This window comes from Streptomyces sp. NBC_00250, from assembly GCF_036192275.1.
Lineage (GTDB): Bacteria > Actinomycetota > Actinomycetes > Streptomycetales > Streptomycetaceae > Streptomyces.
This window is the reverse complement of the sequence record NZ_CP108088.1, coordinates 6,692,847-6,718,979: the sequence shown is the minus strand read 5'-3', so window position 1 is coordinate 6,718,979 and position 26,133 is coordinate 6,692,847. Positions and strand designations below refer to the sequence as shown.

The 26,133-nt window shown below is 72.1% G+C and carries 27 protein-coding genes; 7 read left to right on the top strand and 20 right to left on the bottom strand.

The annotated features are described in order from the left end of the window. Window positions 1–23: 23 nt before the first annotated feature. The 5 genes from OG259_RS30430 to hisI form a co-directional block, all read right to left on the bottom strand. Entirely contained in the window at window positions 24–566 is a 543-nt protein-coding gene (locus tag OG259_RS30430) for a DUF2752 domain-containing protein (RefSeq protein WP_443052045.1), read from the bottom strand. Between the two features lie 164 nt (window positions 567–730). Beyond that, window positions 731–979, bottom strand: coding sequence for an HGxxPAAW family protein (locus OG259_RS30425; protein ID WP_328945158.1), 249 nt, complete (start codon window positions 977–979; stop codon window positions 731–733). A 182-nt stretch (window positions 980–1,161) separates the two neighbouring features. Continuing rightward, window positions 1,162–1,812, bottom strand: coding sequence for a TIGR02234 family membrane protein (locus OG259_RS30420; RefSeq protein ID WP_328945157.1), 651 nt, complete (start codon window positions 1,810–1,812; stop codon window positions 1,162–1,164). A gap of 14 nt (window positions 1,813–1,826) precedes the next feature. Continuing rightward, window positions 1,827–3,329 (bottom strand): anthranilate synthase component I, encoded by a 1,503-nt coding sequence (locus OG259_RS30415; protein ID WP_328945156.1) that lies wholly within the window; start codon window positions 3,327–3,329, stop codon window positions 1,827–1,829. A gap of 11 nt (window positions 3,330–3,340) precedes the next feature. Beyond that, window positions 3,341–3,715, bottom strand: coding sequence for a phosphoribosyl-AMP cyclohydrolase (gene hisI, locus OG259_RS30410; RefSeq protein WP_328945155.1), 375 nt, complete (start codon window positions 3,713–3,715; stop codon window positions 3,341–3,343). Window positions 3,716–3,799: 84 nt separating this feature from the next. Between hisI and OG259_RS30405 the strand changes: the two genes are divergently transcribed. After that, window positions 3,800–4,435, top strand: coding sequence for a TIGR03085 family metal-binding protein (locus tag OG259_RS30405; protein ID WP_328945154.1), 636 nt, complete (start codon window positions 3,800–3,802; stop codon window positions 4,433–4,435). Window positions 4,436–4,439: 4 nt separating this feature from the next. On the opposite strand, the gene OG259_RS30400 is transcribed toward OG259_RS30405, so the two are convergent. The 10 genes from OG259_RS30400 to hisD form a co-directional block, all read right to left on the bottom strand. Then, window positions 4,440–5,675, bottom strand: coding sequence for an MFS transporter (locus OG259_RS30400; protein ID WP_328945153.1), 1,236 nt, complete (start codon window positions 5,673–5,675; stop codon window positions 4,440–4,442). Continuing rightward, on the bottom strand, window positions 5,672–6,259 hold the full coding sequence (locus OG259_RS30395; protein WP_328945152.1) for an ArsR/SmtB family transcription factor: 588 nt from the start codon (window positions 6,257–6,259) through the stop codon (window positions 5,672–5,674). Before OG259_RS30395 ends, OG259_RS30400 begins: the two co-directional genes overlap by 4 nt. 117 nt (window positions 6,260–6,376) lie before the next feature. Next, complete coding sequence (hisF, locus tag OG259_RS30390; RefSeq protein WP_328945151.1) at window positions 6,377–7,132, bottom strand: imidazole glycerol phosphate synthase subunit HisF; 756 nt, start codon at window positions 7,130–7,132, stop codon at window positions 6,377–6,379. Next, window positions 7,129–7,527: a RidA family protein gene (locus tag OG259_RS30385; RefSeq protein ID WP_328945150.1), complete on the bottom strand. Its 399-nt coding sequence runs from the start codon at window positions 7,525–7,527 to the stop codon at window positions 7,129–7,131. Before OG259_RS30385 ends, hisF begins: the two co-directional genes overlap by 4 nt. Continuing rightward, window positions 7,524–8,255 carry a bifunctional 1-(5-phosphoribosyl)-5-((5-phosphoribosylamino)methylideneamino)imidazole-4-carboxamide isomerase/phosphoribosylanthranilate isomerase PriA gene (gene priA / locus OG259_RS30380; protein WP_328945149.1) on the bottom strand — a complete coding sequence of 244 codons (732 nt, stop codon included), beginning with the start codon at window positions 8,253–8,255 and terminating at the stop codon, window positions 7,524–7,526. The genes OG259_RS30385 and priA overlap by 4 nt, the downstream gene beginning before the upstream one ends. 2 nt (window positions 8,256–8,257) lie before the next feature. Then, entirely contained in the window at window positions 8,258–8,905 is a 648-nt protein-coding gene (hisH, locus tag OG259_RS30375; protein WP_328945148.1) for an imidazole glycerol phosphate synthase subunit HisH, read from the bottom strand. Next, the gene (locus OG259_RS30370; protein WP_187623890.1) at window positions 8,902–9,066 is read right to left on the bottom strand and encodes a hypothetical protein; all 165 of its coding nucleotides are present in this window, start codon (window positions 9,064–9,066) and stop codon (window positions 8,902–8,904) included. The genes hisH and OG259_RS30370 overlap by 4 nt, the downstream gene beginning before the upstream one ends. Window positions 9,067–9,068: 2 nt before the next feature. After that, window positions 9,069–9,662: an imidazoleglycerol-phosphate dehydratase HisB gene (gene hisB, locus OG259_RS30365; protein ID WP_015032911.1), complete on the bottom strand. Its 594-nt coding sequence runs from the start codon at window positions 9,660–9,662 to the stop codon at window positions 9,069–9,071. Next, the gene (locus tag OG259_RS30360; protein ID WP_328945147.1) at window positions 9,659–10,765 is read right to left on the bottom strand and encodes a histidinol-phosphate transaminase; all 1,107 of its coding nucleotides are present in this window, start codon (window positions 10,763–10,765) and stop codon (window positions 9,659–9,661) included. Before OG259_RS30360 ends, hisB begins: the two co-directional genes overlap by 4 nt. Then, window positions 10,762–12,105, bottom strand: coding sequence for a histidinol dehydrogenase (hisD, locus tag OG259_RS30355; protein ID WP_328945146.1), 1,344 nt, complete (start codon window positions 12,103–12,105; stop codon window positions 10,762–10,764). The genes OG259_RS30360 and hisD overlap by 4 nt, the downstream gene beginning before the upstream one ends. A gap of 203 nt (window positions 12,106–12,308) precedes the next feature. Here hisD and OG259_RS30350 point away from each other — a divergent pair, with 203 nt between their 5' ends. The 4 genes from OG259_RS30350 to ybaK all read left to right on the top strand — a co-directional run bounded on the left by OG259_RS30350 (window position 12,309) and on the right by ybaK (window position 16,447). Further along, entirely contained in the window at window positions 12,309–13,934 is a 1,626-nt protein-coding gene (locus tag OG259_RS30350; RefSeq protein WP_328945145.1) for an oxidoreductase, read from the top strand. 147 nt (window positions 13,935–14,081) lie between these two features. Further along, on the top strand, window positions 14,082–15,134 hold the full coding sequence (locus OG259_RS30345; protein WP_328945144.1) for a hypothetical protein: 1,053 nt from the start codon (window positions 14,082–14,084) through the stop codon (window positions 15,132–15,134). A gap of 11 nt (window positions 15,135–15,145) precedes the next feature. Then, the gene (locus tag OG259_RS30340) at window positions 15,146–15,883 is read left to right on the top strand and encodes an LON peptidase substrate-binding domain-containing protein (RefSeq protein ID WP_328945143.1); all 738 of its coding nucleotides are present in this window, start codon (window positions 15,146–15,148) and stop codon (window positions 15,881–15,883) included. Between the two features lie 66 nt (window positions 15,884–15,949). Further along, entirely contained in the window at window positions 15,950–16,447 is a 498-nt protein-coding gene (gene ybaK / locus OG259_RS30335) for a Cys-tRNA(Pro) deacylase (RefSeq protein ID WP_328945142.1), read from the top strand. Window positions 16,448–16,535: 88 nt separating this feature from the next. Here ybaK and OG259_RS30330 read toward each other — a convergent pair whose 3' ends face one another. The 4 genes from OG259_RS30330 to OG259_RS30315 all read right to left on the bottom strand — a co-directional run bounded on the left by OG259_RS30330 (window position 16,536) and on the right by OG259_RS30315 (window position 20,574). After that, on the bottom strand, window positions 16,536–17,177 hold the full coding sequence (locus OG259_RS30330; RefSeq protein ID WP_328945141.1) for a DUF2567 domain-containing protein: 642 nt from the start codon (window positions 17,175–17,177) through the stop codon (window positions 16,536–16,538). A 34-nt stretch (window positions 17,178–17,211) separates the two neighbouring features. After that, window positions 17,212–18,039, bottom strand: a complete 828-nt coding sequence (locus OG259_RS30325; RefSeq protein WP_443052044.1) for an ABC transporter permease — start codon at window positions 18,037–18,039, stop codon at window positions 17,212–17,214. 172 nt (window positions 18,040–18,211) lie between these two features. Next, window positions 18,212–19,183, bottom strand: a complete 972-nt coding sequence (locus OG259_RS30320) for an ABC transporter ATP-binding protein (protein WP_328947218.1) — start codon at window positions 19,181–19,183, stop codon at window positions 18,212–18,214. Window positions 19,184–19,203: 20 nt separating this feature from the next. Further along, window positions 19,204–20,574, bottom strand: a complete 1,371-nt coding sequence (locus tag OG259_RS30315) for an NYN domain-containing protein (RefSeq protein WP_328945140.1) — start codon at window positions 20,572–20,574, stop codon at window positions 19,204–19,206. A 215-nt stretch (window positions 20,575–20,789) separates the two neighbouring features. Here OG259_RS30315 and OG259_RS30310 point away from each other — a divergent pair, with 215 nt between their 5' ends. Beyond that, window positions 20,790–20,966: a hypothetical protein gene (locus tag OG259_RS30310; RefSeq protein ID WP_266890820.1), complete on the top strand. Its 177-nt coding sequence runs from the start codon at window positions 20,790–20,792 to the stop codon at window positions 20,964–20,966. Between the two features lie 100 nt (window positions 20,967–21,066). On the opposite strand, the gene dnaE is transcribed toward OG259_RS30310, so the two are convergent. After that, window positions 21,067–24,606: a DNA polymerase III subunit alpha gene (gene dnaE / locus OG259_RS30305; RefSeq protein ID WP_328945139.1), complete on the bottom strand. Its 3,540-nt coding sequence runs from the start codon at window positions 24,604–24,606 to the stop codon at window positions 21,067–21,069. A 193-nt stretch (window positions 24,607–24,799) separates the two neighbouring features. Here dnaE and OG259_RS30300 point away from each other — a divergent pair, with 193 nt between their 5' ends. Then, complete coding sequence (locus OG259_RS30300; RefSeq protein WP_328945138.1) at window positions 24,800–26,125, top strand: DUF2252 domain-containing protein; 1,326 nt, start codon at window positions 24,800–24,802, stop codon at window positions 26,123–26,125. The last annotated feature ends 8 nt before the right edge of the window (window positions 26,126–26,133 follow it).

Here is a 26,133-nt window from a genome sequence, read left to right as displayed (position 1 = left end):
CCCCGAGGCGCCGTACCGGGCCCTCAGGGGGCCAGTGCGGAGCCGAAGGGAAGGTTCCGGACCAGGGTGAAGAGGGCGAGGACGGCCCCGATCCCCCACCACCAGACCGGGGAGACCGCGAGGCGCATGGGCACCCCGCGGATGGCACGAATCAGCCAAAGAACCATGAGGACGCCGAAGAGTCCGTAGCCGATGACGGCGAGGGCGTTGGCACCCAGGGCGGCCGGGAGGTCGCCGTGGACGAAGGCGTGGGCGCTGCGGAGTCCGCCGCATCCGGGGCAGAAGACGCCGGTGAAGCGGAGCAGCGGGCATACGGGGTAGTGCCCGGGTTCGTTGGGGTCGACGGTCCCGACGTACGCGAAGGCGGCGGCCACCCCGGCGAGCGTGGCGACCGGCGGGAACAGCCGCCGCGCGAGCGACCGGGTCGGGGGCGGTACGGGACCGCCTCCCGGTACGGGACCGCCGGGCCACGCGTGCGCGTGCGGCGGCGGTACGGGAGGGCCGTCCCACGCCGGAGTGGCCGGTCGGGCGGCGGTGTCCCCGGGGACCGGTTCGGCCGGTGGCACGGGTTCACCCGGTGGTACGGGCACAGGTTCACCCGGTCGGGTGCTGGATGCGTCGGTCACGGCTCCGGCCGTGGGCTGCGGGTCCACCCGGTGATTCTCGCCCCGGACGCGCGAGAGCGCAGCCCGGCACGGCCGGACTGCGCTCTCGGATGTGGCGTGTCGCGTCAGGAACGGGCCTGCGCGGTCGCGGCCTCGCGGGCGGCGGTGACGGCCGCCGACTCCTTCGGCATGCCGAGGCCCGCGGCCTTCATCGCGCCGCCGACGATGCCGCCGAGCACGATGACACCCATGCCGGCCCAGAAACCGGGCAGGTTGGCGGCCACCATGAAGACCCCGGCGATGCAGAAGCCGATGAAGGAGATGATGACACCGGTCCAGGCGGCCGGGGTGTGTCCGTGGGCGCTGCCCGCCATGAGTTGCTCCTCGTTGCAGTTGCTCGATGGTGAGGTCTCGCGTGCGCGGACTCTCGGCGCTCATTGTCCCGCACACGGGCGCGCGAGGGTGAATCGGGGGTACCGGGACGATCACGCGTCGCGGTGGGCTCCCCCGTCAGCCGTCGTGGGTCGGCCCCGTCAGGCGTCGCGGATCGGCCCCGTCAGGCGCCGTGCGTGGGGTCCTCGCCGCGGTCCAGGGCCTTCCACAGGTCCTCGGGCCGGTCCGGGTCGGTCGTGGGGGCCTTGCGCGCGGCGCGCGGGGTGCCGGAGCGCTCGTAGCGGCCGCCCATCGCGGGCCAGGTCTTCCCGAAGCGCAGCGCGAAGAGACCGGCGAGCAGGATGAGGACGGCTCCGGCGGCGGTCACGTACGGCCAGACTGTGTGGGTCAGGCCCGCGACGGCGGCGGCGGTGTCGCCGCTGATGCGGGCGGCCTCGGCGTTCAGCGCGGCGCTGTCGGACGCGCCGAGGACCGCGGCGACCGCGGCGCCCGCGCCGCTGAGGGCGAGGAGCGCGGAGACCAGGGTGCGGCCGGTGCGGCGGACGGCGAAGACGGCGAAGAGCGCGGCGAGACCGACGATCGCGAGGGCGGTCGGCACACCGGTGACGGTGCCTCCGTCGGCCTCGACGGAGACGCTGCCGCCGCCGACGGACGCGGTGCCCTCCGCCCAGATCTGGCCGGCGGAGAGCAGGACGACGGTGGCGCCGAGGGCGCCGAAGAGGAGGGCCGCGGCCAGGCTGCGGCGGCCGCCGGTGGGGACGGCCGCGCGGGCGGCCCGGGGCTGGGGTACGGGTACGGCACTCACGTACCCCACTATCCCCTACGTGGTCAGGCGCCGTTCATCCGGTTGGCGGTGTGAACGGCCCGGAGGACGGCCGCGGCCTTGTTGCGGCACTCGTTGTCCTCGGCGACGGGATCGGAGTCGGCGACGACACCCGCTCCGGCCTGCACATACGCGGTTCCGTCGCGGAGCAGGGCCGTGCGGATGGCGATGGCCGTGTCCGCGTCACCGGCGAAATCGAGATAACCGACACATCCGCCGTACAGGCCGCGCCGGGAGGGTTCGAGCTCCTCGATGATCTGCATGGCGCGGGGCTTGGGCGCGCCGGAGAGCGTGCCGGCCGGGAAGCAGGCGGTGAGGACGTCGAAGGCGGTCCTGCCCTCGGCGACCTCGCCGGTCACGGTGGAGACGATGTGCATGACGTGCGAGTAGCGCTCGACGGACATGAAGTCGACGACCTCGACGGAGCCGGGCGTGCAGACGCGGCCGAGGTCGTTGCGACCGAGGTCGACGAGCATGAGGTGCTCGGCGCGCTCCTTGGGGTCGGCGAGGAGTTCCTCGGCGAGGTCGTGGTCCTCCTGCGGGGTGGCGCCCCGGTGCCGGGTGCCGGCGATGGGGTGGAGCAGCGCGTGCCCGTCCTCGACCTTGACGAGGGCCTCGGGGCTGGATCCGACGACGTCGAAGCCGTTCTCGAAGCGGAAGAGGTACATGTACGGGGAGGGGTTGGTGGCCCGCAGGACCCGGTAGACGTCGAGCGCGGAGGCGGTGCACGGGGTCTCGAACCGCTGCGAGGGCACGACCTGGAAGGCCTCGCCCGCCCTGATGCGCTCCTTGATGTCCTCGACGGCGTCCTGGTAGGCCGGTCCGCCCCAGAGCGCGGAGAACTCGGGGAGTTCGGAGGCGGGCAGCGCGGTGGGGGCGGTGGCGACCGGGCGGGCCAGGTCGGCCTCCATGGCGTCGAGGCGGGCGACGGCGTGCGCGTACGCCTCCTCGACACCGGTCTCCAGGTCGTTGTGGTTGATCGCGTTGGCGATCAGCAGGACCGAGCCGTCCCAGTGGTCGAGGACCGCGAGGTCGCTGGTGAGGAGCATGGTCAGTTCGGGGAGCCGCAGGTCGTCCCGGGTGGAGTCGCCGATCTTCTCCAGGCGGCGGACGATGTCGTAGCCCAGGTAGCCGACCATGCCGCCGGTGAACGGCGGCAGACCGCCACCGAGCACTCTGTCGAGGTCGCGCGGGGTGTGGAGGGTCTCGACGGTGGCGCGCAGGGCCAGGAGCGGGTCGCCGTCCGTGGGGACGCCGACGGGCGGGGTGCCCAGCCAGTGGGCCTCGCCGTCCTTCACCGTCAGGGTGGCGTCGCTGCGGACGCCGATGAAGGAGTAGCGGGACCAGCTGCGGCCGTTCTCCGCGGATTCGAGGAGGAAGGTGCCGGGCCGTTCGGCGGCGAGCTTGCGGTAGAGCCCGACCGGGGTGTCGCCGTCCGCGAGCAGCCGGCGGCTGACGGGGATGACGCGGCGGTCGGTCGCCAGCTTGCGGAAGGTGTCGAGATCCATGGCGCCAGACCCTACTCGGAGACGGGGTGCACGTCGGACGTGGTCACGGGGAGCACGTCGGCGTCGAAGCAGGTCCGGGCGCCGGTGTGGCAGGCGGCTCCGACCTGGTCGACCTTGACGAGGACGGTGTCGGCGTCGCAGTCGAGGGCGACGGACTTGACGTGCTGCACGTGCCCGGAGGTGTCGCCCTTGACCCAGTACTCCTGGCGGCTGCGGGACCAGTAGGTGCAGCGGCCGGTGGTGAGGGTGCGGTGGAGGGCCTCGTCGTCCATCCAGCCGAGCATCAGCACCTCGCCGGTGTCGTACTGCTGGGCGATGGCGGGGACGAGCCCGTCGGGGCTGCGCTTGAGCCGGGCGGAGACGGCCGGGTCGAGATTGCTGCTCATGGCGCCATTGTGCCGCGACCCGGGGTGGTGTCCGGCGGGGCGTCCACTGGGCGGACCGGCGGCACCCGCCGTACGCTGGCGGTCATGTCGACCCATGCCAAACGTGAACGGCTTCTGCTCGCCGACCTGTTGGAGGCGGCGGGACCCGATGCGCCGACGCTCTGCGAGGGCTGGCGGACCCGGGACCTCGCGGCCCATGTGGTGGTGCGGGAGCGGCGCCCGGACGCGGCGGCCGGTTCCCTCGTACCGGCGCTGAAGGACCGGCAGGACCGGGTGCAGGCGGAGTTCGCCGACAAGCCGTACGAGGAGCTGATCCAGCTCGTCCGAACGGGCCCGCCGCGGTTCTCCCCCTTCACCATCAAGCAGGTGGACGAGGGCGCCAACGTCGTCGAGTTCTACGTCCACGCCGAGGACGTACGCCGGGCGCAGCCCGAGTGGTCGGCGCGCGAGCTCGACCCGGTCTTCGCGGACGCCCTCTGGTCCCGCCTGGAGCGCACGGCCCGTCTGCTCGGCCGCAAGCTCCCGGTCGGCCTGGTGCTGCGCCGCCCGAACGGCCAGACGGCGGTCGCCCACCGCGGCACCCCGGTGGTGACGGTCTCCGGGGAGCCGGGCGAGCTGACGATGTACCTGTACGGCCGCCAGGCCTCGGCCAAGGTGGAACTGGACGGGGAGCCGGAGGCGATCGAGCGCCTGCGGGAGACGAAGCAGCTGGGGCTCTGAGCGGTCAGCGGGGCAGCTCGGCCCGCCGGACGGCGGTGACCACGAGGCCGCAGAGACCCGCGAGGGCGCAGATCACCGCACTCGCGACGTACACCGGTTCGATGCCCCACAGCTCGATCGCCGCGCCCGTGACCGGGAAGCTGAGCGGCGCTAGGCCGAGGCTCATGAGGCTGGAGACCGCGGAGACGCGGCCGAGGTAGGCGGGGTCGCACTCGGTCTGGAGGAGGGCGTTGCACAGCGCCCCGGCGAGTCCGGCGAGCAGGCCGACGACCAGGGCGACGGCGACCGCGACGGCGAGGTGTGACGCGAAGGCGAGGGCGCCGATGGCGACGGCGCCCAGCGCCATGGCCCAGCCGCTGACGGCTCCCGCGCGCGGGACGCGCCCCCATACGGTCAGGAGCAGCGAGGCGGCGCCCGCGCCCACACCGAAGCCGGCGAGGATCCAGCCGATGCCCGATGCGCCCCAGCCGCGCTGGTCGGCCAGGACGGCGAGGCCGACGTTGAAGGGGCCGACGAAGCCGAGGTCGCTGAGCAGCACGACGATCATCAGCGGGCCGAGGACACGGTGCCCTCGCAGGTAGCGCAGTCCGTCGGCGAGGTCGCGCAGGGCGGTGCCGTCGCGGGCCTCGTCCGCGGCGGGCAGCGGCCGGAGGCGGAGCGCGCACAGCAGGGGTATCGAGAGGGCGAAGAGCAGTCCGGCGACGCCGAAGGCCGTGGCCGGGCCGCCGAGGGCGACGGCGAGGCCACCGAGCGGACCGCCGAGGACGGAGCCGAGGCGGTAGGAGAGGCCGCGCATGCCCTGGACGCGGGCGAGCTGATCGCGTTCGGTGATGCGGGGCGGCAGAGCGCCGACGGCAGGCAGGAAGAGGGCGTCGACGACGCCGAAGACGAGAGCGACGCCGGCGAGCGCCCACAGGCCGGGCGCGGCGAGGAACAGGACCGCGGCGAGGCCGAGGACGACCAGGCAGCGGACGGCGTCGGAGGCGATGACGACCCGGCGCGGGCCGAGGCGGTCGGCGATCACTCCCCCGAAGAGCATGAGCAGGGCGCGGGGCACGGCCGAGACGGCCATGACGAGCCCGGCCTGGGCGGGGGTGCCGCTGCTGACGGCGGTCCAGGAGAGGGCGAGGTAGTAGACGCTGTCGCCGAGCGTGGAGGCGGTGTAGGCGCCGAGCCAGCGCAGGACCTGAGGGTTCCGGTGGGCGGGCCGCGTCGTGGCGGCGGTCACGACGGCGGTCATGCGCGGTAGGGGAAGCCATTGAGGTGGATGGCGACGTTCTCGCGGCCCTCGTTGTCGCCGGCGGCCTCGGCCGCGCGCGCCTGCTGGTCGTACTTGCGCAGGACGGCGTCGAGTTCGGCGCCGAGGGCGGCGAGCTCGCCCGCGGTGAGGCGGGGCAGCCACTCGGAGCTGAGGGAGGCCGAGCGCCACGCGTCGGACCAGGTGTGCCGCTCGTCGAGGAAGCGGGCGTACATCTGGGTGCGCTGCTCGTCGACCGTACGGCCGAAGGCGGCGCTCGCGGCGGCGAGCTCGGGGGCGTCGCGGAGGTCCTCGTCGTGGATGCTGAAGCCGTACGAGCTCGGCTGCCACCACCTCTCCCGGCCGTCCGTCGACCGGGTCTCGGCCTCCTCGATGAGGCCGTGCTCGGCGAGCTTGCGCAGGTGGTAGCTGACCAGCGAGACCGCCTCGTCGACCTGGTCGGCGAGCTGGGACGCGGTGGCTGTGCGGGCCACGAAGAGGGCGCGGTAGAGGCGCATCCGCAGCGGGTGCGAGATGGCTTTCAAGGTGCCGAGATCGGTGATCCGGCGGTGCTCCGGCGAGGTCATGACAGCGACCCTAGATGCGAAGGAAAACTTGCGCAACGAAAATTGCACAAATAATCCTGTGCATCTGGCGAAGAAGAAGGGCCCCCGAAGGGGCCCTTCACCAAGCGGAACGGCGGGTCAGCGGACCGGGTGGCCCGCCGCCCGCAGCTCGTCCTTGACCTGCGAGATCCGCAGATCGCCGAAGTGGAAGACGGAGGCCGCGAGCACCGCGTCCGCGCCCGCCGCCACCGCCGGCGGGAAGTCGGAGAGCTTGCCCGCGCCGCCGGAGGCGATGACCGGGACCGTGACGTGCTTGCGTACGGCCGCGATCATCTCGGTGTCGTAGCCGTCCTTCGTGCCGTCCGCATCCATCGAGTTGAGCAGGATCTCGCCCGCGCCCAGCTCGGCGGCCCGGTGCGCCCACTCGACGGCGTCGATGCCGGTGCCCTGGCGGCCGCCGTGCGTCGTCACCTCGAAGGAGCCGGAGGCCGTACGCCGGGCGTCGACCGAGAGGACGAGCACCTGGCGGCCGAAGCGCTCCGCGATCTCCTGGATCAGCTCGGGGCGCGCTATGGCGGCGGTGTTGACGCCGACCTTGTCGGCGCCCGCCCGCAGCAGCTTGTCGACGTCCTCGGCCGAGCGGACGCCGCCGCCGACCGTGAGCGGGATGAAGACCTGCTCGGCGGTGCGGCGCACCACGTCGTAGGTGGTCTCCCGGTTGCCGGAGGAGGCGGTGATGTCGAGGAAGGTCAGCTCGTCGGCGCCCTCGGCGTCGTACAGCTTGGCCATCTCGACGGGGTCGCCCGCGTCCCGCAGGTTCTGGAAGTTGACGCCCTTGACGACCCGGCCGTTGTCGACGTCCAGGCAGGGGATCACCCGTACGGCGAGAGTCATTCCGCACTCCCCCGGTACGCCTCGACCTCGACCTCGACGACCAGGCTGGGGTCGACGAAACCGGAGACGATGATCATCGACGCGGCGGGGCGGACGGCGTCGAACAGCTCCTTGTGGGCGCGGCCGACCTCGTCCACGTCCCGGGCGTGGGTGATGTACATCCGGGTGCGGACGACGTCCTCCGGGCCCAGGCCGAGCTTCTTGAGCGCGTCGAAGGCCACGTTGAAGGAGTTGATCGTCTGCTCGTACGGGCCTCCGCCGGCGATCTGGCCGCCGATCACCGACGTACAGCCGGCGACCAGGACAAGACCGTTCGGCAGCTCCACCGCGCGGGAGTAGCCGAACTGCTCCTCCCAGGGAGCGCCGGTGACGACCTTGCGTACGGAATCGGTCATGCCGACGCCACCGCCTCCAGCGCCTCTTCGAGGGTGAACGCCTTGGCGTACAGCGCCTTGCCGACGATCGCGCCCTCGACGCCCAGCGGGACGAGGCCGGAGATGGCCCGCAGGTCGTCCAGGGAGGACACGCCGCCGGAGGCGACGACGGGCTTGTCGGTGGCCGCGCAGACGTTCTTCAGCAGCTCCAGGTTGGGGCCCTGGAGGGTGCCGTCCTTGGCGATGTCGGTGACGACGTAGCGGGAGCAGCCCTCGGAGTCGAGGCGGGCGAGCGTCTCGTAGAGGTCGCCGCCGTCGCGGGTCCAGCCGCGGCCGCGCAGGGTCGTGCCGCGCACGTCGAGGCCGACGGCGATCTTGTCGCCGTGCTCGGCGATGACCTTGGCGACCCACTCGGGGGTCTCCAGGGCGGCGGTGCCGAGGTTGACGCGGGTGCAGCCGGTGGCGAGGGCGGCGGCGAGGGAGGCGTCGTCGCGGATGCCGCCGGAGAGCTCGACCTTGATGTCCATGGCCTGGGCGACCTCGGCGATCAGCTGCCGGTTGTCACCGGTGCCGAAGGCGGCGTCGAGGTCGACGAGGTGCAGCCACTCGGCGCCCGAGCGCTGCCAGGCGAGGGCCGCCTCCAGCGGGGATCCGTAGGAGGTCTCGCTGCCGGACTCGCCGTGCACGAGGCGGACGGCCTGGCCGTCGCGGACGTCGACGGCGGGGAGGAGTTCAAGCTTCTGAGCCATGATCAGAGGGTCTCGATCCAATTGGTGAGGAGCTGGGCTCCGGCGTCGCCGGACTTCTCGGGGTGGAACTGGGTCGCCCACAGGGCGCCGTTCTCGACGGCCGCGACGAAGGGCTCGCCGTGAGTGGCCCAGGTGACCTTGGGGGCGCGGATGTTGACGTTGCCGACCTCCAGGGTCCACTCGCGCACCGCGTAGGAGTGCACGAAGTAGTACCGGGCGTCGGCGTCGAGGCCCGCGAACAGCTCGCTGTCCTGGGGCGCGTCGACCGTGTTCCATCCCATGTGGGGGACGACGGGGGCGTTCAGCGGTTCGACCGTACCGGGCCACTCGTCGAGGCCCTCGCTCTCCACGCCGTGCTCGATGCCGTGGGCGAAGAGGATCTGCATGCCGACGCAGATGCCCATGACCGGGCGGCCGCCGGCGAGCCGGCGGCCGATGATCCACTCGCCGCGGGCCTCCTTGAGCCCCTTCATGCAGGCGGAGAAGGCACCGACGCCGGGGACGAGGAGTCCGTCGGCGTTCATCGCGGTGTCGTAGTCGCGGGTGATCTCGACGTCGGCGCCGACCCGGGCGAGGGCGCGCTCGGCCGAGCGCACGTTGCCGAAGCCGTAGTCGAAGACGACGACCTTCTTGGGGGTGCTCGCGGTCATGCCCACACGTCCAGCCGCAGCACACCGGCGACGAGACACATCGCGGCGCCGAAGGCGACGAGTGCGATGAGGCCCTTGGGCATCTGCTGCTTGACGAAGGAGTAGATGCCGCCGAGCAGGAAGAGCCCGACGACGATGAGGATGGTGGAGAGGCCGTTCACGTTTAGAGCGCGCCCTTCGTGGAGGGGAGGATTCCGGCGGCGCGCGGGTCGCGCTCGGAGGCGTAGCGGAGGGCGCGGGCGAAGGCCTTGAACTGGCACTCCACGATGTGGTGGGCGTTGCGCCCGTACGGCACGTGGATGTGCAGGGCGATCTGGGCCTGGGCGACGAAGGACTCGAAGATGTGCCGGGTCATCGTCGTGTCGTACGAGCCGATCATCGGCGCCATGTTCTCGGGCTCGGTGTGCACGAGGTACGGGCGGCCGGAGAGGTCGACGGTCACCTGGGCGAGCGACTCGTCCAGCGGGACGGTGCAGTTGCCGAAGCGGTAGATGCCGACCTTGTCGCCGAGGGCCTGCTTGAAGGCGGCGCCGAGGGCGAGGGCGGTGTCCTCGATCGTGTGGTGCGAGTCGATGTGCAGGTCGCCGTCGGTCTTGACGGTCAGGTCGAACAGGCCGTGCCGGCCGAGCTGGTCGAGCATGTGGTCGTAGAAGCCGACCCCGGTCGACACATCGACCTTTCCGGTGCCGTCGAGGTCGATCTCGACGACGACGGAGGTCTCCTTGGTGGTGCGCTCAACGCGGCCTACGCGGCTCATCGCTCCTGCTCCTTCATCAATTCACGAACCGCGTCGAGGAACGCGTCGTTCTCTTCGGGGGTGCCCGCGGTGACCCGTAGCCATCCCGGTACGCCGTTGTCGCGGACCAGGACGCCCCGGTCGAGGATCCGCTGCCAGGCCGCGTGCGTGTCGGGGAACTTCCCGAACTGCACGAAGTTGGCGTCCGAATCGGTGACCTCGTAGCCGATCCCGCGCAGCTCGGTGACGAGCCGGTCGCGCTCGGCCTTGAGCTGCTCGACGTACCCGAGGAGGGTGTCGGTGTGCTCCAGGGCGGCGAGCGCGGTCGCCTGGGTGACGGCGGAGAGGTGGTACGGCAGCCGGACCAGCTGGACGGCGTCGACGACGGCCGGGTGGGCGGCGAGGTAGCCGAGGCGCAGTCCGGCGGCGCCGAAGGCCTTGGACATGGTCCGGGAGACCACCAGGTTCGGGCGGCCCTCGATGAGGGGCAGCAGCGAGTCCCGGTGGCTGAACTCCACGTACGCCTCGTCCACGACCACCATCGAGGGCTTGGCCGCCTGGGCCGCCTCGTACAGCGTCTCCACGGTCCGCGCGTCGACGGCCGTGCCGGTGGGGTTGTTGGGCGAGGTGATGAAGACGACGTCCGGCGCGTTCTCGGCGATGGCCTGGACGGCCGCCTCGACGTCGATCGTGAAGTCCTCGTTGCGCGGGCCGGAGATCCAGCCGGTGCCGGTGCCGCGGGCGATCAGGGCGTGCATCGAGTACGAGGGCTCGAAGCCGATCGCGGTACGGCCCGGGCCGCCGAAGGTCTGCAGCAGCTGCTGGAGGACCTCGTTGGAGCCGTTGGCCGCCCAGACGTTCTCGGTGGCGACCGGGTGCTTGCCGGTCCGGGTGAGATAGCGGGCGAGCTCGGTGCGCAGCTCGACCGCGTCCCGGTCGGGGTAGCGGTTGAGGCCGCGGGCGGCCTCGGCGACCCGCTCCGCGATCCGGGCCACCAGGGGCTCGGGCAGCGGGTAGGGGTTCTCGTTGGTGTTCAGCTGGACGGGGACGTCGAGCTGGGGCGCGCCGTAGGGGGACTTGCCACGCAGCTCGTCCCGGACGGGCAGATCGTCGATTCCGGTCACTTGGTCACCGGCACCTTCCACCCGAACCGGGCCTTGACCGCCGCGCCGTGGGCCGGGAGGTCCTCGGCCTCGGCGAGGGTGACCACGTGGTGGGCGACGTCGGCGAGCGCGTCGCGCGTGTAGTCCACGATGTGCACCCCGCGCAGGAAGGACTGCACGGAGAGGCCCGAGGAGTGGCAGGCGCAGCCGCCGGTGGGCAGGACGTGGTTGGAACCGGCGCAGTAGTCGCCGAGCGAGACCGGGGCCCAGGGGCCGACGAAGATCGCGCCCGCGTTGCGGACGCGGTCGGCGACGGCGGCGGCGTCGGCGGTCTGGATCTCCAGGTGCTCCGCGCCGTACGCGTCGACGACCTTGAGACCGTCGGCCAGGTCGCGGACGAGGACGATCGCGGACTGGCGGCCGGCGAGGGCCGGGACGATCCGGTCGTCGACGTGCTTGGAGGCGGCGACCTGCGTCTTCAGCTCGGCCTCGGTGGCGGCGGCCAGCTCGTCCGAGTCGGTGACGAGGACGGAGGCGGCCATCGGGTCGTGCTCGGCCTGGCTGATGAGGTCGGCGGCGACGTGCACGGGGTCGGCGGTGGAGTCCGCGAGGATCGCGATCTCCGTCGGGCCGGCCTCGGCGTCGATGCCGATGCGGCCCTTGAGGAGACGCTTGGCGGCGGCCACGTAGATGTTGCCGGGGCCGGTGACCAGGTTGACGGGTGCGCAGCCGGGATCGCCGTCCGTGCTCTCGGTGCCGTACGCGAACATGGCGACGGCCTGGGCGCCGCCGGCGGCGTACACCTCGTCGACGCCGAGCAGGGCGCAGGCGGCGAGGATCGTGGGGTGCGGGAGTCCGCCGAACTCCTTCTGCGGGGGCGAGGCGACGGCCAGGCCCTCGACGCCGGCCTCCTGGGCCGGGACGACGTTCATCACGACGGAGGACGGGTAGACGGCGCGGCCGCCCGGCACGTACAGACCGACGCGCTCGACCGGGATCCACTTCTCGGTGACCGTGCCGCCGGGGACGACCTGGGTGGTGTGGGTGGTGCGGCGCTGCTCGCGGTGGACGAGGCGGGCGCGCCGGATGGACTCCTCCAGGGCGGCGCGGACGGCCGGGTCGAGCTCGTCGAGGGCGCGGGTGATCGCCTCGGCGGGGACGCGCAGGCTCGGGACGCGGACGCCGTCGAATTTCTCCCCGTACTCGATCACCGCGGCCGCGCCATGATGCCGGACGTCCTCGCAGATCGGCCGCACCGTCTCCAGGGCGGCTTCCACGTCGAACTCGGCACGGGGCAGCAGGTCGCGCAGGGCGGAACCCTCGGGGAGGGCCTCGCCGCGCAGATCGATTCGAGAGATCACGGGTCAATTCTCGCAGACGGCCCACAGCGTCGGACGCCCGTATCACTGGCTGATACACGCCACACTGGCGTCTTGTCGCCACTCCTGACCGTTAGCGTTCAGCCCGTTACTCAGCGGGAAGAACGGCTGTACGAATCCACGAACCCCCGGAAAAGGGATCGGGGAATCGTGGGAACGGATCGTGGAAAGCGAGGGGGGCGGCAGTGACCGAGCCGCACGAGGACGGGATGCCGGACGGTCTCACGGGCCCGGAGCGGGCCGTGTGGCGGGCGTTCCGGGTCGGCAGGACGTGCGACCTGACAGAGGGGAACGCGGAGCGGGACGACCCCTTCGGGGGACGCGAGTGGGGAGAGGAGCGGAGTGTCCGCGCCGACGTGGTGGCGCTGCTGCTGCTCGCCGGGCCGCCGGCCAGGTCCGGCCGGGTGGCCGCGCTGAAGCTGCGCGGCGTCCGGATCACCGGCGTGCTGAACCTGGCGGGCGGGACGATAGGGCCGTACGTCGAATTGCAGGGCTGCCGGTTCGACGGCGAGGTGGTGCTGCCCGAGGCCCGCTTCGGCACGCTGCGGATGGTCGATTGCGCGCTGCCGCGCCTTGAGGCCGCCCGGCTGCACACCGAGGGGGACCTGCATCTGCCCCGCTGCCGGGTGAAGTGGGGCATCCGGCTCACCGACGCGCAGATCGGCACGGACCTGCTGATCAACCAGATCCAGGTGTGGCCGGACCGGCGCGGCCGGGCCATCGCGGCGGACGGGATGGTGGTCGCCCAGGACCTCCAGGCCGAGCTGATCGAGACGCACGGGGAACTGAGCCTGCGCGGGGCGAAGGTCGGCGTGTCCCTCAGCCTGCGGGGCAGTGTGCTGCGTGGCGCGCAGGGCCGCCGCGCGCTCAACGCACCGCAGCTGACGGTGGAGCGCTCGCTCTATCTGAACGCCGCCTGGGTGTACGAGGACGCGGGGGCGTACGGGAACTCGGGGTACCCGAGCGGCGGCTCGACGTCCACCCCGCCGTACGGGGTGACGCCCGCCCAGGGCGCCCGCCGCAAACCGGTGGAGTGCCACGGCGGGGTGCGGCTCGACGACGGCCGGTTCGGTGACGCGGTGGACCTGCACCACGCCCGGTTCCTGCTGAACGGGGCACGGCGGGAGGAGGTCTCGCTGCGCCGGATCGTCACACCGGAGCTCCGGTTCAACGGCGAGCGCCCGGAGGAGGGCCGCGTCGTGCTCAACGGCGCGAAGGTCGTCACCCTGATCGACCTGTCGACGAGCTGGCCGGGCCCCGGCGGGCTCGCGATGGGCGGCTTCGCCTACGAGAACCTCGTGCCGTACGGACACTTCCCGCTGGCCCGGCGCCTGGAGTGGGTGGCGGCGGCGACCCCGGAGTACGCCCCCGAGCCCTACGAGCGCCTCGCGACGGTCCTGCGGAACAGCGGGGAGGACGCCGACGCCCGCGAGGTGCTGCTCGCCAAGCAGCGGCGCAGACGGGAGACCCTGCCGCTGGCGGGGAAGCTCTGGGGCTACCTCCAGGACTGGACCGTGGCCTACGGCTACCGGCCGGGCCGGGCGGCGCTGTGGATGGCGGTCCTGTGGGGGGCGGGCACGGTGGCCTTCTCCCGCTACCACCCGATACCGCTGAAGGCGGAGGAGGCCCCCGAGTGGAACGGCACGCTGTACGCGCTCGACCTGCTGCTCCCGGTGATCAATCTCGGCCAGGACGGCTACTGGCGCCTTGAGGGGATCTGGCAGTGGGTGGCGGCGGTGCTGATCCTGCTGGGCTGGATCCTGGCGACGACGGTGGCGGCGGGCGCGACGCGACTCCTGAGCAGGGGGTGACGAGGCGCGGTGACCACCGTGCCGCGCTGAGGTGAGGAGGCGCGGTGACCACCGTGCCTGGCAGGGGGTGAGGCGGCGGAGGTTTGGTGTGAGGGGCGTGAGGCGGGCTGCGGGCGCGGGAGGGGACGGGAGACAATACGTCGCACCATGTGCTTGCTCCGTTCCCTGATCGGCTCCGTCCGTTCGGCCCGGCACTCCCCGCGGCTCACCGCCGGGTTCGTGCCGGCCGACGACGTGCTGCTCGACGCCCCGGACGAGCGGCTCGCCCCCGCCCTGGTCGCCGCCGCGCTCGCCGACCCGGAGCCCGCCGCGAAGCTGCTCGCCACCACCCGGGACGCCGGTGAGTGGGAGGACCGCGACCGGTACGTCACCCGGCTCGCCACCTTCGCGTACAGCAGGGACGACTGGCTGACCCACTGGCTCTCCGCCGCGCCCGGCGACCCCGACGCGCTGCTCGTCACGGCTCAGCTCGCCGTCCGCAGGGCCTGGGAGTCGCCCGCGCGGGCGGAGCGGCTGCGCGAGCTCGGGCCGCTGATCCGCAGCGTCACGGAGGGGGCCCCGCACGACCCGGTGCCGTGGCGTCTCGCCCTGGACCACGCGCGCGGGGCGCACGCCGGGCCCGCCGTCTTCGAGTCGCTCTGGGAGCAGGCCGTGCGCCGCTCCCCGCACCACTACGGCAGTCACGTCGCGGCCCTGAAGTACCTGTCCGCGCAGTGGTACGGCTCCCACCGGGCCGCCTTCGACTTCGCCGAGCAGGCGGCGGACGATGCCGCCCCGGACTCGCTCGTGCGGGCGCTGCCGGTCCGCGCGGCCCACGACCGGCTCCGGGTGCCGCCGGACCGGGACCCGTCCGTGCCGGAGGCGCGGATCGACCGGGCGGCGGACCGTGCCCTGGCCCTGTCGGCGGTCTTCCCCGCGGGCGACCCGTGGCCGGCCGAGGTCCGCAATCTGCTGGCGTACGTGCTGGTCGAGCGGGCGCGGTGGGAGGAGGCGCGGGAGGAGTTCGGCCGGATCGGGGTCCACGCGACCTCGTTCCCGTGGGGGTCCGCGCGAGGTGCCGGGCGGGGAGCCGTACGGGAGGATCCGCTGCGCGGGTTCCTCGCCGCGCGGGACCGGGTCGGGACCGAGCTGGCCCGCCGTACGCCCCTCTGGGACATCGGAGACGGACGGGCCGGACGGGGCGGGCCCGGCGGCCATTAGGCTTGACCGCTGTGACCACCGCTCGCCTGCCTCTCTTCCCGCTCAACGCGGTGCTGTTCCCTGGCCTCGTGCTGCCGCTGAACGTCTTCGAGGAGCGTTATCGCGCCATGATGCGCGAGCTGCTCACGATCGACGACTCGGAGCCCCGCCGCTTCGCGGTCGTCGCCATCCGTGACGGCCGCGAGGTCGCGCCGACCGCCCCCGGCATGCCGGACCAGACGGCGCTGCCGGAGAAGGGCCCGGCCGCGGGCTTCGGCTCCGACCCCATCCAGTCCTTCCACCGGGTCGGCTGTATCGCCGACGCGGTGCAGATCCGGGAGCGCGCCGACGGCAGCTACGAGGTGACGGCCACCGGCACGACCCGGGTGAAGCTGCTGTCGGTCGACGCGAGCGGGCCGTTCCTGGTCGCCGAGGTCGAGGAGATCCCGGAGGAGCAGGGCGAGGAGGCCGGCACCCTCTCCGAGGGGGTGCTCCGGGCCTTCCGCAGCTACCAGAAGCGGCTCGCGGGGGCGCGCGAGCGTTCGCTGACGACGAGTGAGCTGCCGGACGACCCCTCGGTGGTGTCGTACCTGGTCGCGGCGGCGGCGGTGCTCGACACACCGTCGAAGCAGCGGCTGCTCCAGGCTCCGGACACCGCGACCCGGCTGCGCGAGGAGCTGACGCTGCTGCGCGCGGAGACGGCGGTGCTGCGGCATCTGCCGTCGCTGCCGGTGGTGGACCTGACGCAGGCCCCGACGTACCCGAACTGAGCCGACCGGGCTGAGCCGTACCGAGCCGACCCGAACCGAGCCGACCCGAGCCGAGGAAGAGCGCGCGTGGCGAAGAAGCAGAAGAAGAACAGCGGCGGCACCCCGGCGACGGTGGCCCTGACGGCGGCCGGCACCCGGTTCACCCTGCACGCGTACGAGCACGACCCGGCCTCCCCCTCGTACGGCGAGGAGGCGGCGGAGGCCCTCGGGGTCTCCCCGGAGAGGGTCTTCAAGACCCTGGTGGCGGACGTCGACGGCGAGCTGACGGTCGCGGTGGTCCCGGTCGCGGGCCAGCTCGACCTGAAGGCGCTGGCCTCGGCGGTCGGCGGCAAGCGCGCGGCGATGGCGGACCCGGGGGCGGCGGAGCGCACCACGGGCTATGTCCGGGGCGGCATCTCCCCGCTCGGCCAGCGCAAGCGGCTCCGCACGGTCCTCGACGCCTCGGCCTCGGAGCACGCGTCCATCTGCATCTCGGCGGGCCGGCGCGGTCTTGAGGTGGAGCTCTCCCCCTCCGACCTGGCCGCGCTCACGGCGGCGGTCGTGGCCCCGATCGGCCGCGCCTGACGTCGGCGCGGCCTCCCCAAGGCCAGGAAGGTAGCCGGGGGCAGCGAACCGCCCCCGGAAGGTGACCGGGGACGGAGGACCGCTACCTTCAGCTCGGGCTCGGGCCCTGGGTGTACGGCTTCGACTCGCCCCACGGTTCGGGTTCCGGGTCGCGCGGGCCGAAGAGGGCCGTGAGCGCCAGGTGCACGATCATCGCGGCGAGCGGCCAGGCCAGCATCGCGGCGGCCGCGAAGTTCAGTTCGAGCGGTGCCTCGAAGGCGATGCTGGGGCCGACGGCCTTGGCGTGGGCGACCACGTCGCTCGTCGGGCCGAAGGACGTCCCGAGGCCCCAGGCGAGCAGCGAGCCGAGGACACCGCCGAGCGCGAGACCGAGGACGAGCGGCACGCCGCCCTTGCGGCGCGCGAGGAAGACGACGAGCGCGGCGACCGCGCCGAAGGCCAGCGCGAGAAGGACGAACGTTCCGTCCGCGCCGATCGCCGCTTCCCCCTCCGAGTTGCGGAGGTAGACACCCTTGCCGTCCGAGATGAGCAGGATCCGCGGGGCCAGATTCAGCCACAGCACTCCGAGCAGCGCCCCCGCGATCGCCGAGACGACGGTGACCAGGACACCCTGCAGGACCTCGGCCATCGTGATCGGGTCCCCGGCCGGGCCGTGCATCGGCGGGGGCGGCGGAGGCCAGTCGGGGTCGTGCGGCGATGGCTGGTGAGGCGGAGTCAGGGGTGCGGTCACCCCGCCATCGTGCCAGGTGTGTCTGTGGCCCGCCTCAGCGGACGGCGGCCCGCCGGTACGCCCAGGTGGCGACGGCCAGGGAGACCACGCCGACCACCCCGCACACGGCGAGGTCGAGGGCGACGACAGCCCAGTCGGGACGCGGGTCGAACGTGCGGGCCAGGGCCTCCACGCCGTACGTCGACGGCAGCAGGTCCCGGGCCCAGCCGATGGGCCCCGGCAGCCGCTCCGCCGGGAGCACGCCCAGGAGCAGGGCGGCTGACATGCCGAGCTGGCCGAGGAGGGTGGCGAACTCCTGCCGGGGCGCGAGGAGCCCGAGGGCCGCGCCGAGCCCGGCGAGCGCGGCTCCGGCGAGCGGCACGACGGCGGCGAGGATCCAGAGGTGGCCGAGCGGCAGCCCGAAGAGCACGGAACCGACGACGGCGGTGACGGCCGTCCCGGGCACGGTGAAGGAGGCGTACGCCCCTGCGGCGCCGAGCACGACGGCGGCGGGCGGCACGGGCAGGGTGGCGTAGTGGTCGAGGCCGCCGGTGGCCCGCAGCTGTCCGAAGTACTGGGCGAGCAGGTTGAGCGCGACGAAGGCGACGACGAGGACGGTGGATCCGGCCACGACGGCGCGTGCCTCGGAGCCCCCGTCGACGACCCCGCGCATCAGGACCATGATCCCGATGGACTGGAAGGTGGCGACGAAGAGCAGCGGGATGCGGGCGACCCGGGCGCGGGAGAGCTGCGCGCGGTAGACGGCGGCCAGGGCCGGCAGCAGCCGGGCGCGCGGGGCGAGGGGCGCGGCGGCCTCCTCGTCGTCGTGCTCCCGGACGGAAAGCGCGCCGGTCGGCAGGGCCTCGGCGGGCACGGTGCTCACTGCGTACAGCTCCTGGGGGTGACGTGCGGTACGGGCAGACCGTGAGGTGCACGGGTCACGTGCGGCACACGGGCTGCGTGAGAGGCAAGGTCCACGCGAAAGGCAAGGTCCATTTGAGAGGCAAGGTCCACGTGAGAGGCAAGGGTCACGCGAGGGGTCACGCCGTCACCGGTCACGCCTTCACCAGCCCCTCGTTCGCGCCGCCCAGCGCCAGGTACACGTCCTCCAGGCTGGGCGTGGCGAGCGTGAAGTCGTCGAGCGCGGCGAACGCGGCGCCGCCGGTGACGGTGGCGACGGCCGCGCGGGCCGCGTCCGGGGCGAGCCGGAGGATCCAGCGCCGTCCCGTCTCCTGGGCGAGTGCGCGCAGCGCGGCGACCTCGGGCAGGTCGAGGGGCGCCGACTCGCGCCAGACCAGTTCGACGCGGATCTCGCCCGCGACGCGTTCCTTGAGTCCGGCGGGGGTGTCGCAGGCGATGACCTTGCCGTGTTCGAGGACGGCGACCCGGTCGAGGACGGTCTCGGCCTCGATGACGTTGTGGGTGACGAGCAGCACGGTGGTGCCGTGTTCGGCGCGTCGCCGGTCGACGGCCGCCCAGACGGCGCGGCGGGCGACCGGGTCCATGCCGGTGGTGGGCTCGTCGAGGACGAGGACGGGGCGCTCGCCGACGAGCGCGGCGGCGAAGCAGGCGAGCCTGCGCTGGCCGCCGGAGAGCTTCCTGAGCGGCCGGGAGGCGAGCGCGCCGAGGCCGAGCTCGTCCAGGACGGTGTCGCGCTCGGCGCGCGCGTCGTGGGCGGTGAGGCCGCGCAGCCGCCCGGTGGTCTCGGCGGCGAGGGCGACGGTCAGCTCGTCGAGGGCGGTGGACTCCTGGCCGAGGTAGGCGAGGAGCCGGGACGCCCGCTCGGGGTGGCGCACCAGGTCGTGGCCGAGGAGCCGGACGCTGCCGGAGTCGGGGCGCAGGAGCCCGGTGAGCTGGCGGACGAGGGTGGACTTGCCGGCGCCGTTGGGGCCGAGCAGGCCGAAGATCTCGCCGCCGCGCACGTCGAGACTGATCCCGTCGGTGGCCCGCACCTCGGGTGTCGCGGGCGCACCGCGCCCGCCGCGCGTGGCGGGGTACGTCTTGACCAGGTCCCGCACCACGCACACCGTACTCACGGGGGAAGAGCCTACGGGGTCGCCGGGCCCGCTCCGGGCGCGGGGGCGTGTTCGGCGGCGGCCCGGACGTCGATCTCGCGCCAGAATCCCGCCCGGATCGCATACCGGTCGTGCTCGTCGATCTGGTCGTCCTTGTGGGCGAGCAGCCCGAATCGGGCGGCGTACCGGAGGAGTTCGCCGTCGATGCGGTGCGGGATGCGGGGGTAGAGGGTGGACAGCTTCGAGACGTGGCTCTGCTCGGGAAGCCGCTCCATCCACCGGCGGGCGAACACCTGTCCGACCTCGAACGGATCGCCGCCGACGGTGGTGATGTCCTCTTCGCGGTCCGCCCAGCGCTGCTCGGCACTGGTGAGGGCGGCGAGGGTGGGCAGGGAGGCGGTCTCGGCCGGTTCGCCGAGCGTGGGGGCGGGGCGCTCGACCCAGCCCCGGTCGGAGGACCAGCGGAGGGCGCTCGCGCCCTGTGGCACGGGGGCGCCCGGGGTGGCGGGGGCGGCGCCGGGGGCGCGCAGTCCCGCGAGGTCCTTGGGGGTGGGGACGCCCTTCCCGCCGGCCGGGGCGGGGACGCCGGCCCCGGCGCCGTGGCCGTGGTCGTCCTCCCGGAGGTGACCGGTGCCGTGGGTGTGGCCGTTGCCGTGGTGGAGGTGACCGTTGCCCGCGTGGCCGTTGCCGTTGGCGGTGGCGACCTCGCCGGAGGCCCCGCCGGCGGCCGCCGCCTCGGCGGCCCGTTCGGCGGAGGCGGCCAGGGCCGCCTCGGGCAGCGGCGCGGAGAGGATGGCGGCGATCTCGGGGCGCGGGGCGGGCGGGGGCGAACAGATCCCCGTGAGGTCCTTGGCGCGGACGGCCCGGGTGATCCAGGTCCGGTCCAGCACACGGCGTTCGTCGGCCTCGGCGACCAGGTCCTCGGACTGGTTGTAGTCGCCGTCGGCGGCCTGGACGGCCCAGAGGTGGACGGCGACGCCGTGCTCCTTGGCCGACATCAGACCGGGCAGCAGATCGCCGTCGCCGGTGACGAGCACGATGTCGGAGCAGGCCCGGTTCCTGGCGAGCTCGGTCAGCTCGGTGTGCATGGCCGCGTCGACGCCCTTCTGCGCCCAGCGTCCGTCGCTCCTCGTCAGGGCGCCCAGCCGGACGGTGACCCGGGGCATCACCCGTAGTCTGCGGTGCTCGGGCTGGGGCACCCGGTCGGGCGCACCGTCGAACCAGTAGATCCGCAGGAGGGGCAGCGCTGTCTCGGCCTCGGCGCGCTGGCGCAGCTGCTGGATGAGCCCGGCGTGATCGACGGTGATCCTGGAGCGGGCCGGTTCCCCGGCGAGAAGACTGGCGGCGGCACCCAGCAGGTAGCCGGCGTCCACCAGGACGACGCAGCGGTCCACGTGTTCCACCCTCTTTCGGGAACCTCGGGATCGGAAGTTGCTTCGGATTTCCTTCGAGTCTGCCCGAAGGGCGGGGGCTCGACGGTCGGAACTGGATCATCGGCGTGGCGGATATCACGTTCACGAGGCCCTTACGCTCCGTAATGATCCAACATGCGGCGGTTCGTGCGGTATGTGAATCTCAAAGGGCCCTGGCCCCTAGGTCCCTTTGAGGAGGCATCCCCATGGCCAAGAACCGCAACCAGAACCGCAGTCAGAAGCAGCAGCAGTCCCCGGCCGAGCGCGGCGCCCAGCAGGCGCAGCAGTCGGCGTTGGAGTCCGAGGCGTCACAGCGTGCGTCTCAGGTCCTGCCGAGCGACGTGGCCCGCAAGGGCCGTCAGAAGCGCTTCGGCCACAACTGACGGCGTCCGCGTACGGCAAAGGGGCGCGCCCGTGACGACGGGCGCGCCCCTTGCGCGTGTTCGGGAGGTCCCTCCCGGCCGGACCGGGAGGGACGGATGATCAGCCGGCCAGGCAGGACGGGCCGAGCAGCACCTTCAGGTCGCCGAAGAGGGCCGGATCGGCCTGCACCCGGTGCCGGTCGAGCCGGAGCACGGTCGTGGTCCGGGGGCCCTGGAGCTTGATCCGTACCTCGGTGTTGCCCTTGTGGTGGCCCAGGATCTCGCCGAGCCGGGTGACCATCGGCGGGGTCACCTTGACGGTGGGGATGGTGAGGATCACCGGCGCGTTGGTCCCGGCGTTCGACACGTCGGGGACCATCAGCTCCATGGCGACGAGCCGGGGCACGTCCTCGCGCTTGTCGAGCCGTCCCTTGACGAAGACGACCGTGTCCTCGACCAGCTGGGTGGAGACCAGCTGGTAGGTGGCCGGGAAGAACATGCACTCGATGGAGCCGGCCAGGTCCTCGACGGTGGCGATCGCCCAGGCGTTGCCCTGCTTGGTCATCTTCCGCTGGAGGCCGGAGATGATGCCGCCGATGGTGACGACCGCGCCGTCGGAGTGCTCGCCGCCGGTGAGCTGGGAGATCGCCGCGTCCGTCTTGTCGGACAGGATGTGCTCGATGCCGAAGAGCGGGTGGTCGGAGACGTACAGGCCGAGCATCTCGCGCTCCTGGGCGAGCAGGTAGGACTTCTCCCACTCGACGTCGGAGAACTCGACGTCCAGACCGAAGCCCGGCTCGTCGCTGGTCTCCTCGCCCATGCCGCCGAAGAGGTCGAACTGTCCCTCGGCCTCCTTGCGCTTGACCGCGACCACGTTGTCGATCATCGGTTCGTGGTGGGCGACCATGCCCTTGCGGGTGTGGCCCATCTCGTCGAAGGCGCCGGCCTTGATCAGCGACTCGATGGTCCGCTTGTTGCAGACGACGGCCTCGACCTTGTCGAGGAAGTCGGGGAAGGTCGTGTACTTCCCCTTGGCCTTGCGCGACCGGATGATCGACTCGACGACGTTGGTGCCGACGTTCCGCACGGCGGAGAGGCCGAAGAGGATCACGTCGTCGCCCTGGGCGGCGAAGTTCGACTCGGACTCGTTCACGTTCGGCGGGAGCACCTTGATGCCCATGCGGCGGCACTCGTTGAGGTAGACGGCGGACTTGTCCTTGTCGTCCTTGACCGAGGTGAGCAGACCGGCCATGTACTCGGCGGGGTAGTTCGCCTTGAGGTAGGCGGTCCAGTAGGAGACCAGTCCGTACGCGGCGGAGTGCGCCTTGTTGAAGGCGTAGCCGGCGAAGGGGACCAGTACGTCCCAGAGCGCCTGGATCGCCTCGTCGCTGAAGTCGTTCTTGCGGGCGCCCTCTTGGAAGATCGTGAAGTTCTTCGCCAGCTCGTCGGGCTTCTTCTTGCCCATCACGCGGCGGAGGATGTCGGCCTCGCCGAGCGAGTAGCCGGCGATGATCTGGGCGGCCTTCTGCACCTGCTCCTGGTACACGATCAGGCCGTAGGTGACCGCGAGCACCTCTTCGAGCGGCTTCTCCAGCTCGGGGTGGATCGGGGTGATCTCCTGCTGCTTGTTCTTGCGCAGGGCGTAGTTCGTGTGCGAGTTCATGCCCATCGGGCCCGGCCGGTACAGGGCGGACACGGCGGAGATGTCTTCGAAGTTGTCGGGCTTCATCAGCCGCAGCAGCGAACGCATGGGTCCGCCGTCGAACTGGAAGACGCCGAGGGTGTCACCGCGCTGGAGCAGTTCGAAGGTCTTCGGGTCGTCCAGCGGCAGGGCGAGCAGGTCGAGGTCGATGCCCTTGTTGGCCTTCACCATCTTGACGGCGTCGTCCATGATCGTGAGGTTCCTGAGGCCCAGGAAGTCCATCTTGATCAGGCCGAGCGACTCGCACTGGGGGTAGTCCCACTGCGTGATGGTCACGCCGTCCGTGTGCCGCACCCAGATCGGCGCGTGGTCGACGATGGGCTCGCTGGACATGATCACGCCGGCCGCGTGCACGCCCATCTGGCGGACCAGGCCCTCGACGCCCCGGGCGGTGTCGATGACCTTCTTGACGTCCGGTTCGTTCTCGTACATCGCGCGGATCTCGCCGGCCTCGCTGTACCGCGGGTGCGAGGGGTCGGTGATGCCGTTGAGGTCGATGCCCTTGCCGAGGACGTCGGCGGGCATGGCCTTGGTGAGCCGGTCGCCCATGGCGTACGGGTAGCCGAGGACGCGCGCGGAGTCCTTGATGGCGTTCTTCGCCTTGATCTTGCCGTACGTGCCGATCATGGCGACCTTGTCGGAGCCGTACTTCTCCGTCACGTACCGGATCACCTCGACGCGCCGACGCTCGTCGAAGTCGATGTCGACATCGGGCATCGAGATGCGCTCGGGGTTGAGGAAGCGCTCGAAGATCAGTCCGTGCGGGATCGGGTCGAGGTCGGTGATGCCCATGGCGTACGCGACGATCGAACCGGCCGCGGAGCCTCGGCCGGGGCCCACCGCGATGCCCTGCTTCTTCGCCCACATGATGAAGTCGGCGACGACGAGGAAGTAGCCGGGGAAGCCCATCGAGATGATCGTGTCCATCTCGTACTCGACCTGCTTCAGGCGGTCCTCGGGGATGCCTCCGGGGAACCGGCGGTGCATGCCCCGCATGGTCTCCTCGCGGAACCAGGTGGTGTCGGTGTACCCCTCCGGGATGTCGAACTTCGGCATGAGGTTCTTCTCGACGAACATGCCGTCGGTGTTGATCTGCTCCGCGACCAGGAGGGTGTTGCGGCAGCCCTCCTGCCAGGCGTCCGACGAGTCGATGGCGTACATCTCGTCCGTGGACTTGAGGTAGTAGCCGGTGCCGTCGAAGCGGAAGCGGTCCGGATCGGAGAGGTTCTTGCCGGTCTGGATGCAGAGCAGGGCGTCGTGCGCGGTCGACTCGTGCGCGTACGTGTAGTGCGAGTCGTTGGTGACGAGCGGCGGGATGCCAAGCTTCTTGCCGATCTCCAGGAGCCCGTCGCGGACCCGGCGCTCGATCTCGATGCCGTGGTCCATGAGCTCCAGGAAGTACCGGTCCTTGCCGAAGATGTCCTGGTACTCGGAGGCGGCCTTCAGGGCCTCGTCGAACTGGCCGAGGCGGAGCCGGGTCTGCAGCTCTCCGGAGGGGCAGCCGGTGGAGGCGATGAGCCCCTCCGACCACTTGGAGATGGTCTCCTTGTCCATCCGGGGCCACTTCTGCAGCCAGCCCTCGGCGTACGCGTCGGAGGAGAGCTTGAAGAGGTTGTGGAGTCCGGTGGAGTTCGCCGCCCAGATCGTCTTGTGGGTGTAACCACCGGAACCGGAGACGTCGTCCCGCTTCTGGTGGGGCTGGCCCCACTGGATCTTCCGCTTGTTCCGCCGGGACTCGGGGGCGACGTACGCCTCGATGCCGATGATCGGCGTCACCCCGGCCTTCTTGGCCGTGTGGAAGAAGTCGTAGGCCCCGTGCAGGTTGCCGTGGTCGGACATCGCGATGTGGGTCATGCCCATCTCGTTGCACGCGTTGAACATGTCCTTGAGCCGCGCGGCACCGTCCAGCAGCGAGTACTGGGTGTGGACGTGGAGGTGCGTGAAGGGCGGCTTGGTCACGGGGGAGGCCTCCGGCGATGCTGCGAACTTCCGGGGAGCGACCCCCGGGCCCCCGCGTGTTCTGGGGGACAGCGTCGAAGTCTACGTCGCCGGACTGACAGCGGCCGGGCACTCGCGGGTACCGTCGCGCGTTGGGAGACAGGAACACCTGTCCCATTTGTCTATGCACGGCTTCGTACCAGGAGGCACCTCGATGTCGGTCCCCCAGCCCACCGCCGCGGAGCGCGGTGAGCACATTCTCGCCGTCTTCGACACCGCCTTCGGCGAGCTCCTCGCCGCCGACCCCGCGGCCTTCCGCGTCAAGTTCCGGAAGATGGCCGGCTCCGCCTTCGCCTTCTACCGGGGCACGGCCTGCCTGTTCTACGCGGACCTGGAGCAGGAGGCCCACGGTGGCCCCTACCTGGACGAGCGCACCGGCCGGGTGTGGATCCACGGCGATCTGCACGCCGAGAACTTCGGCACGTACATGGACGCCAACGGACGGCTGATCTTCAACGTCAACGACTTCGACGAGGCGTACGTCGGCCCCTTCACCTGGGACCTCAAGCGGCTCGCGGCCTCGCTCGCCCTCATCGGCTACGCGAAGGCGCTGAGCGACGAGCAGATCACCCACCTGGTCCGGATCTACGCCGCGTCCTACCGGGAGCGGATCCACGCCCTCGCGACCGGCGCGAAGAACGACGACCTGCCCCCGTTCACGCTGGACACGGCCGAGGGCGCGCTGCTCGACGCGCTGCGCGACGCCCGCTCCATGACCCGCTTCGGGCTCCTGGAGTCGATGACGGAGATCCGGGACTTCGAGCGCCGCTTCTCCGCGGGCGGCGGCGCGATCGAGCTGGACGCGGCCGCCCGGTACAAGGTCCTGGCCGCCTTCGACGGCTACCTGGAGACCCTGCCGGAGTCCAGCCTGACCCGCCCCGACTCGTACCGGGTCAAGGACGTCGTCGGGCGGCGCGGCATCGGCATCGGATCGGCCGGCCTCCCCTCGTACAACATCCTTCTGGAGGGCAACAGCGACGCCCTGGAGAACGACGTCGTGATCTACCTCAAGCAGGCGCAGACCCCGGCGGTCTCCCGCCATGTGACGGACGCGGCGGTACGGGAGTACTTCCGGCACGAGGGCCACCGCACCGTGATCTCGCAGCGGGCGCTCCAGGCGCACGCCGACCCGTGGCTGGGCTGGACGGAGCTGGACGGCGCCGGGCAGCTGGTCGCGGAGGTCTCGCCGTACGCGGTGGACCTGGACTGGTCGGACATCGACGACCCCCAGGACATCGCGGCCACCGTCGCCGACCTGGGCCGGGCGACGGCGACCATGCACGCGGCGGCGGACGAATCCAGCGGGCACTCGCTGGTGCCGTTCTCGACGGAGCGGGCCATCGACGCGGCGATCGCCGCCGACGAGGAGGGCTTCGCGGACCTCCTGGTGGACTTCGCCCACGCGTACGGGGCACGCGCGCGGGCCGACCACCAGATCTTCGTGGACCTCTTCCGCAACGGCCGGATCCCGGGCCTGTAGGGACCGCC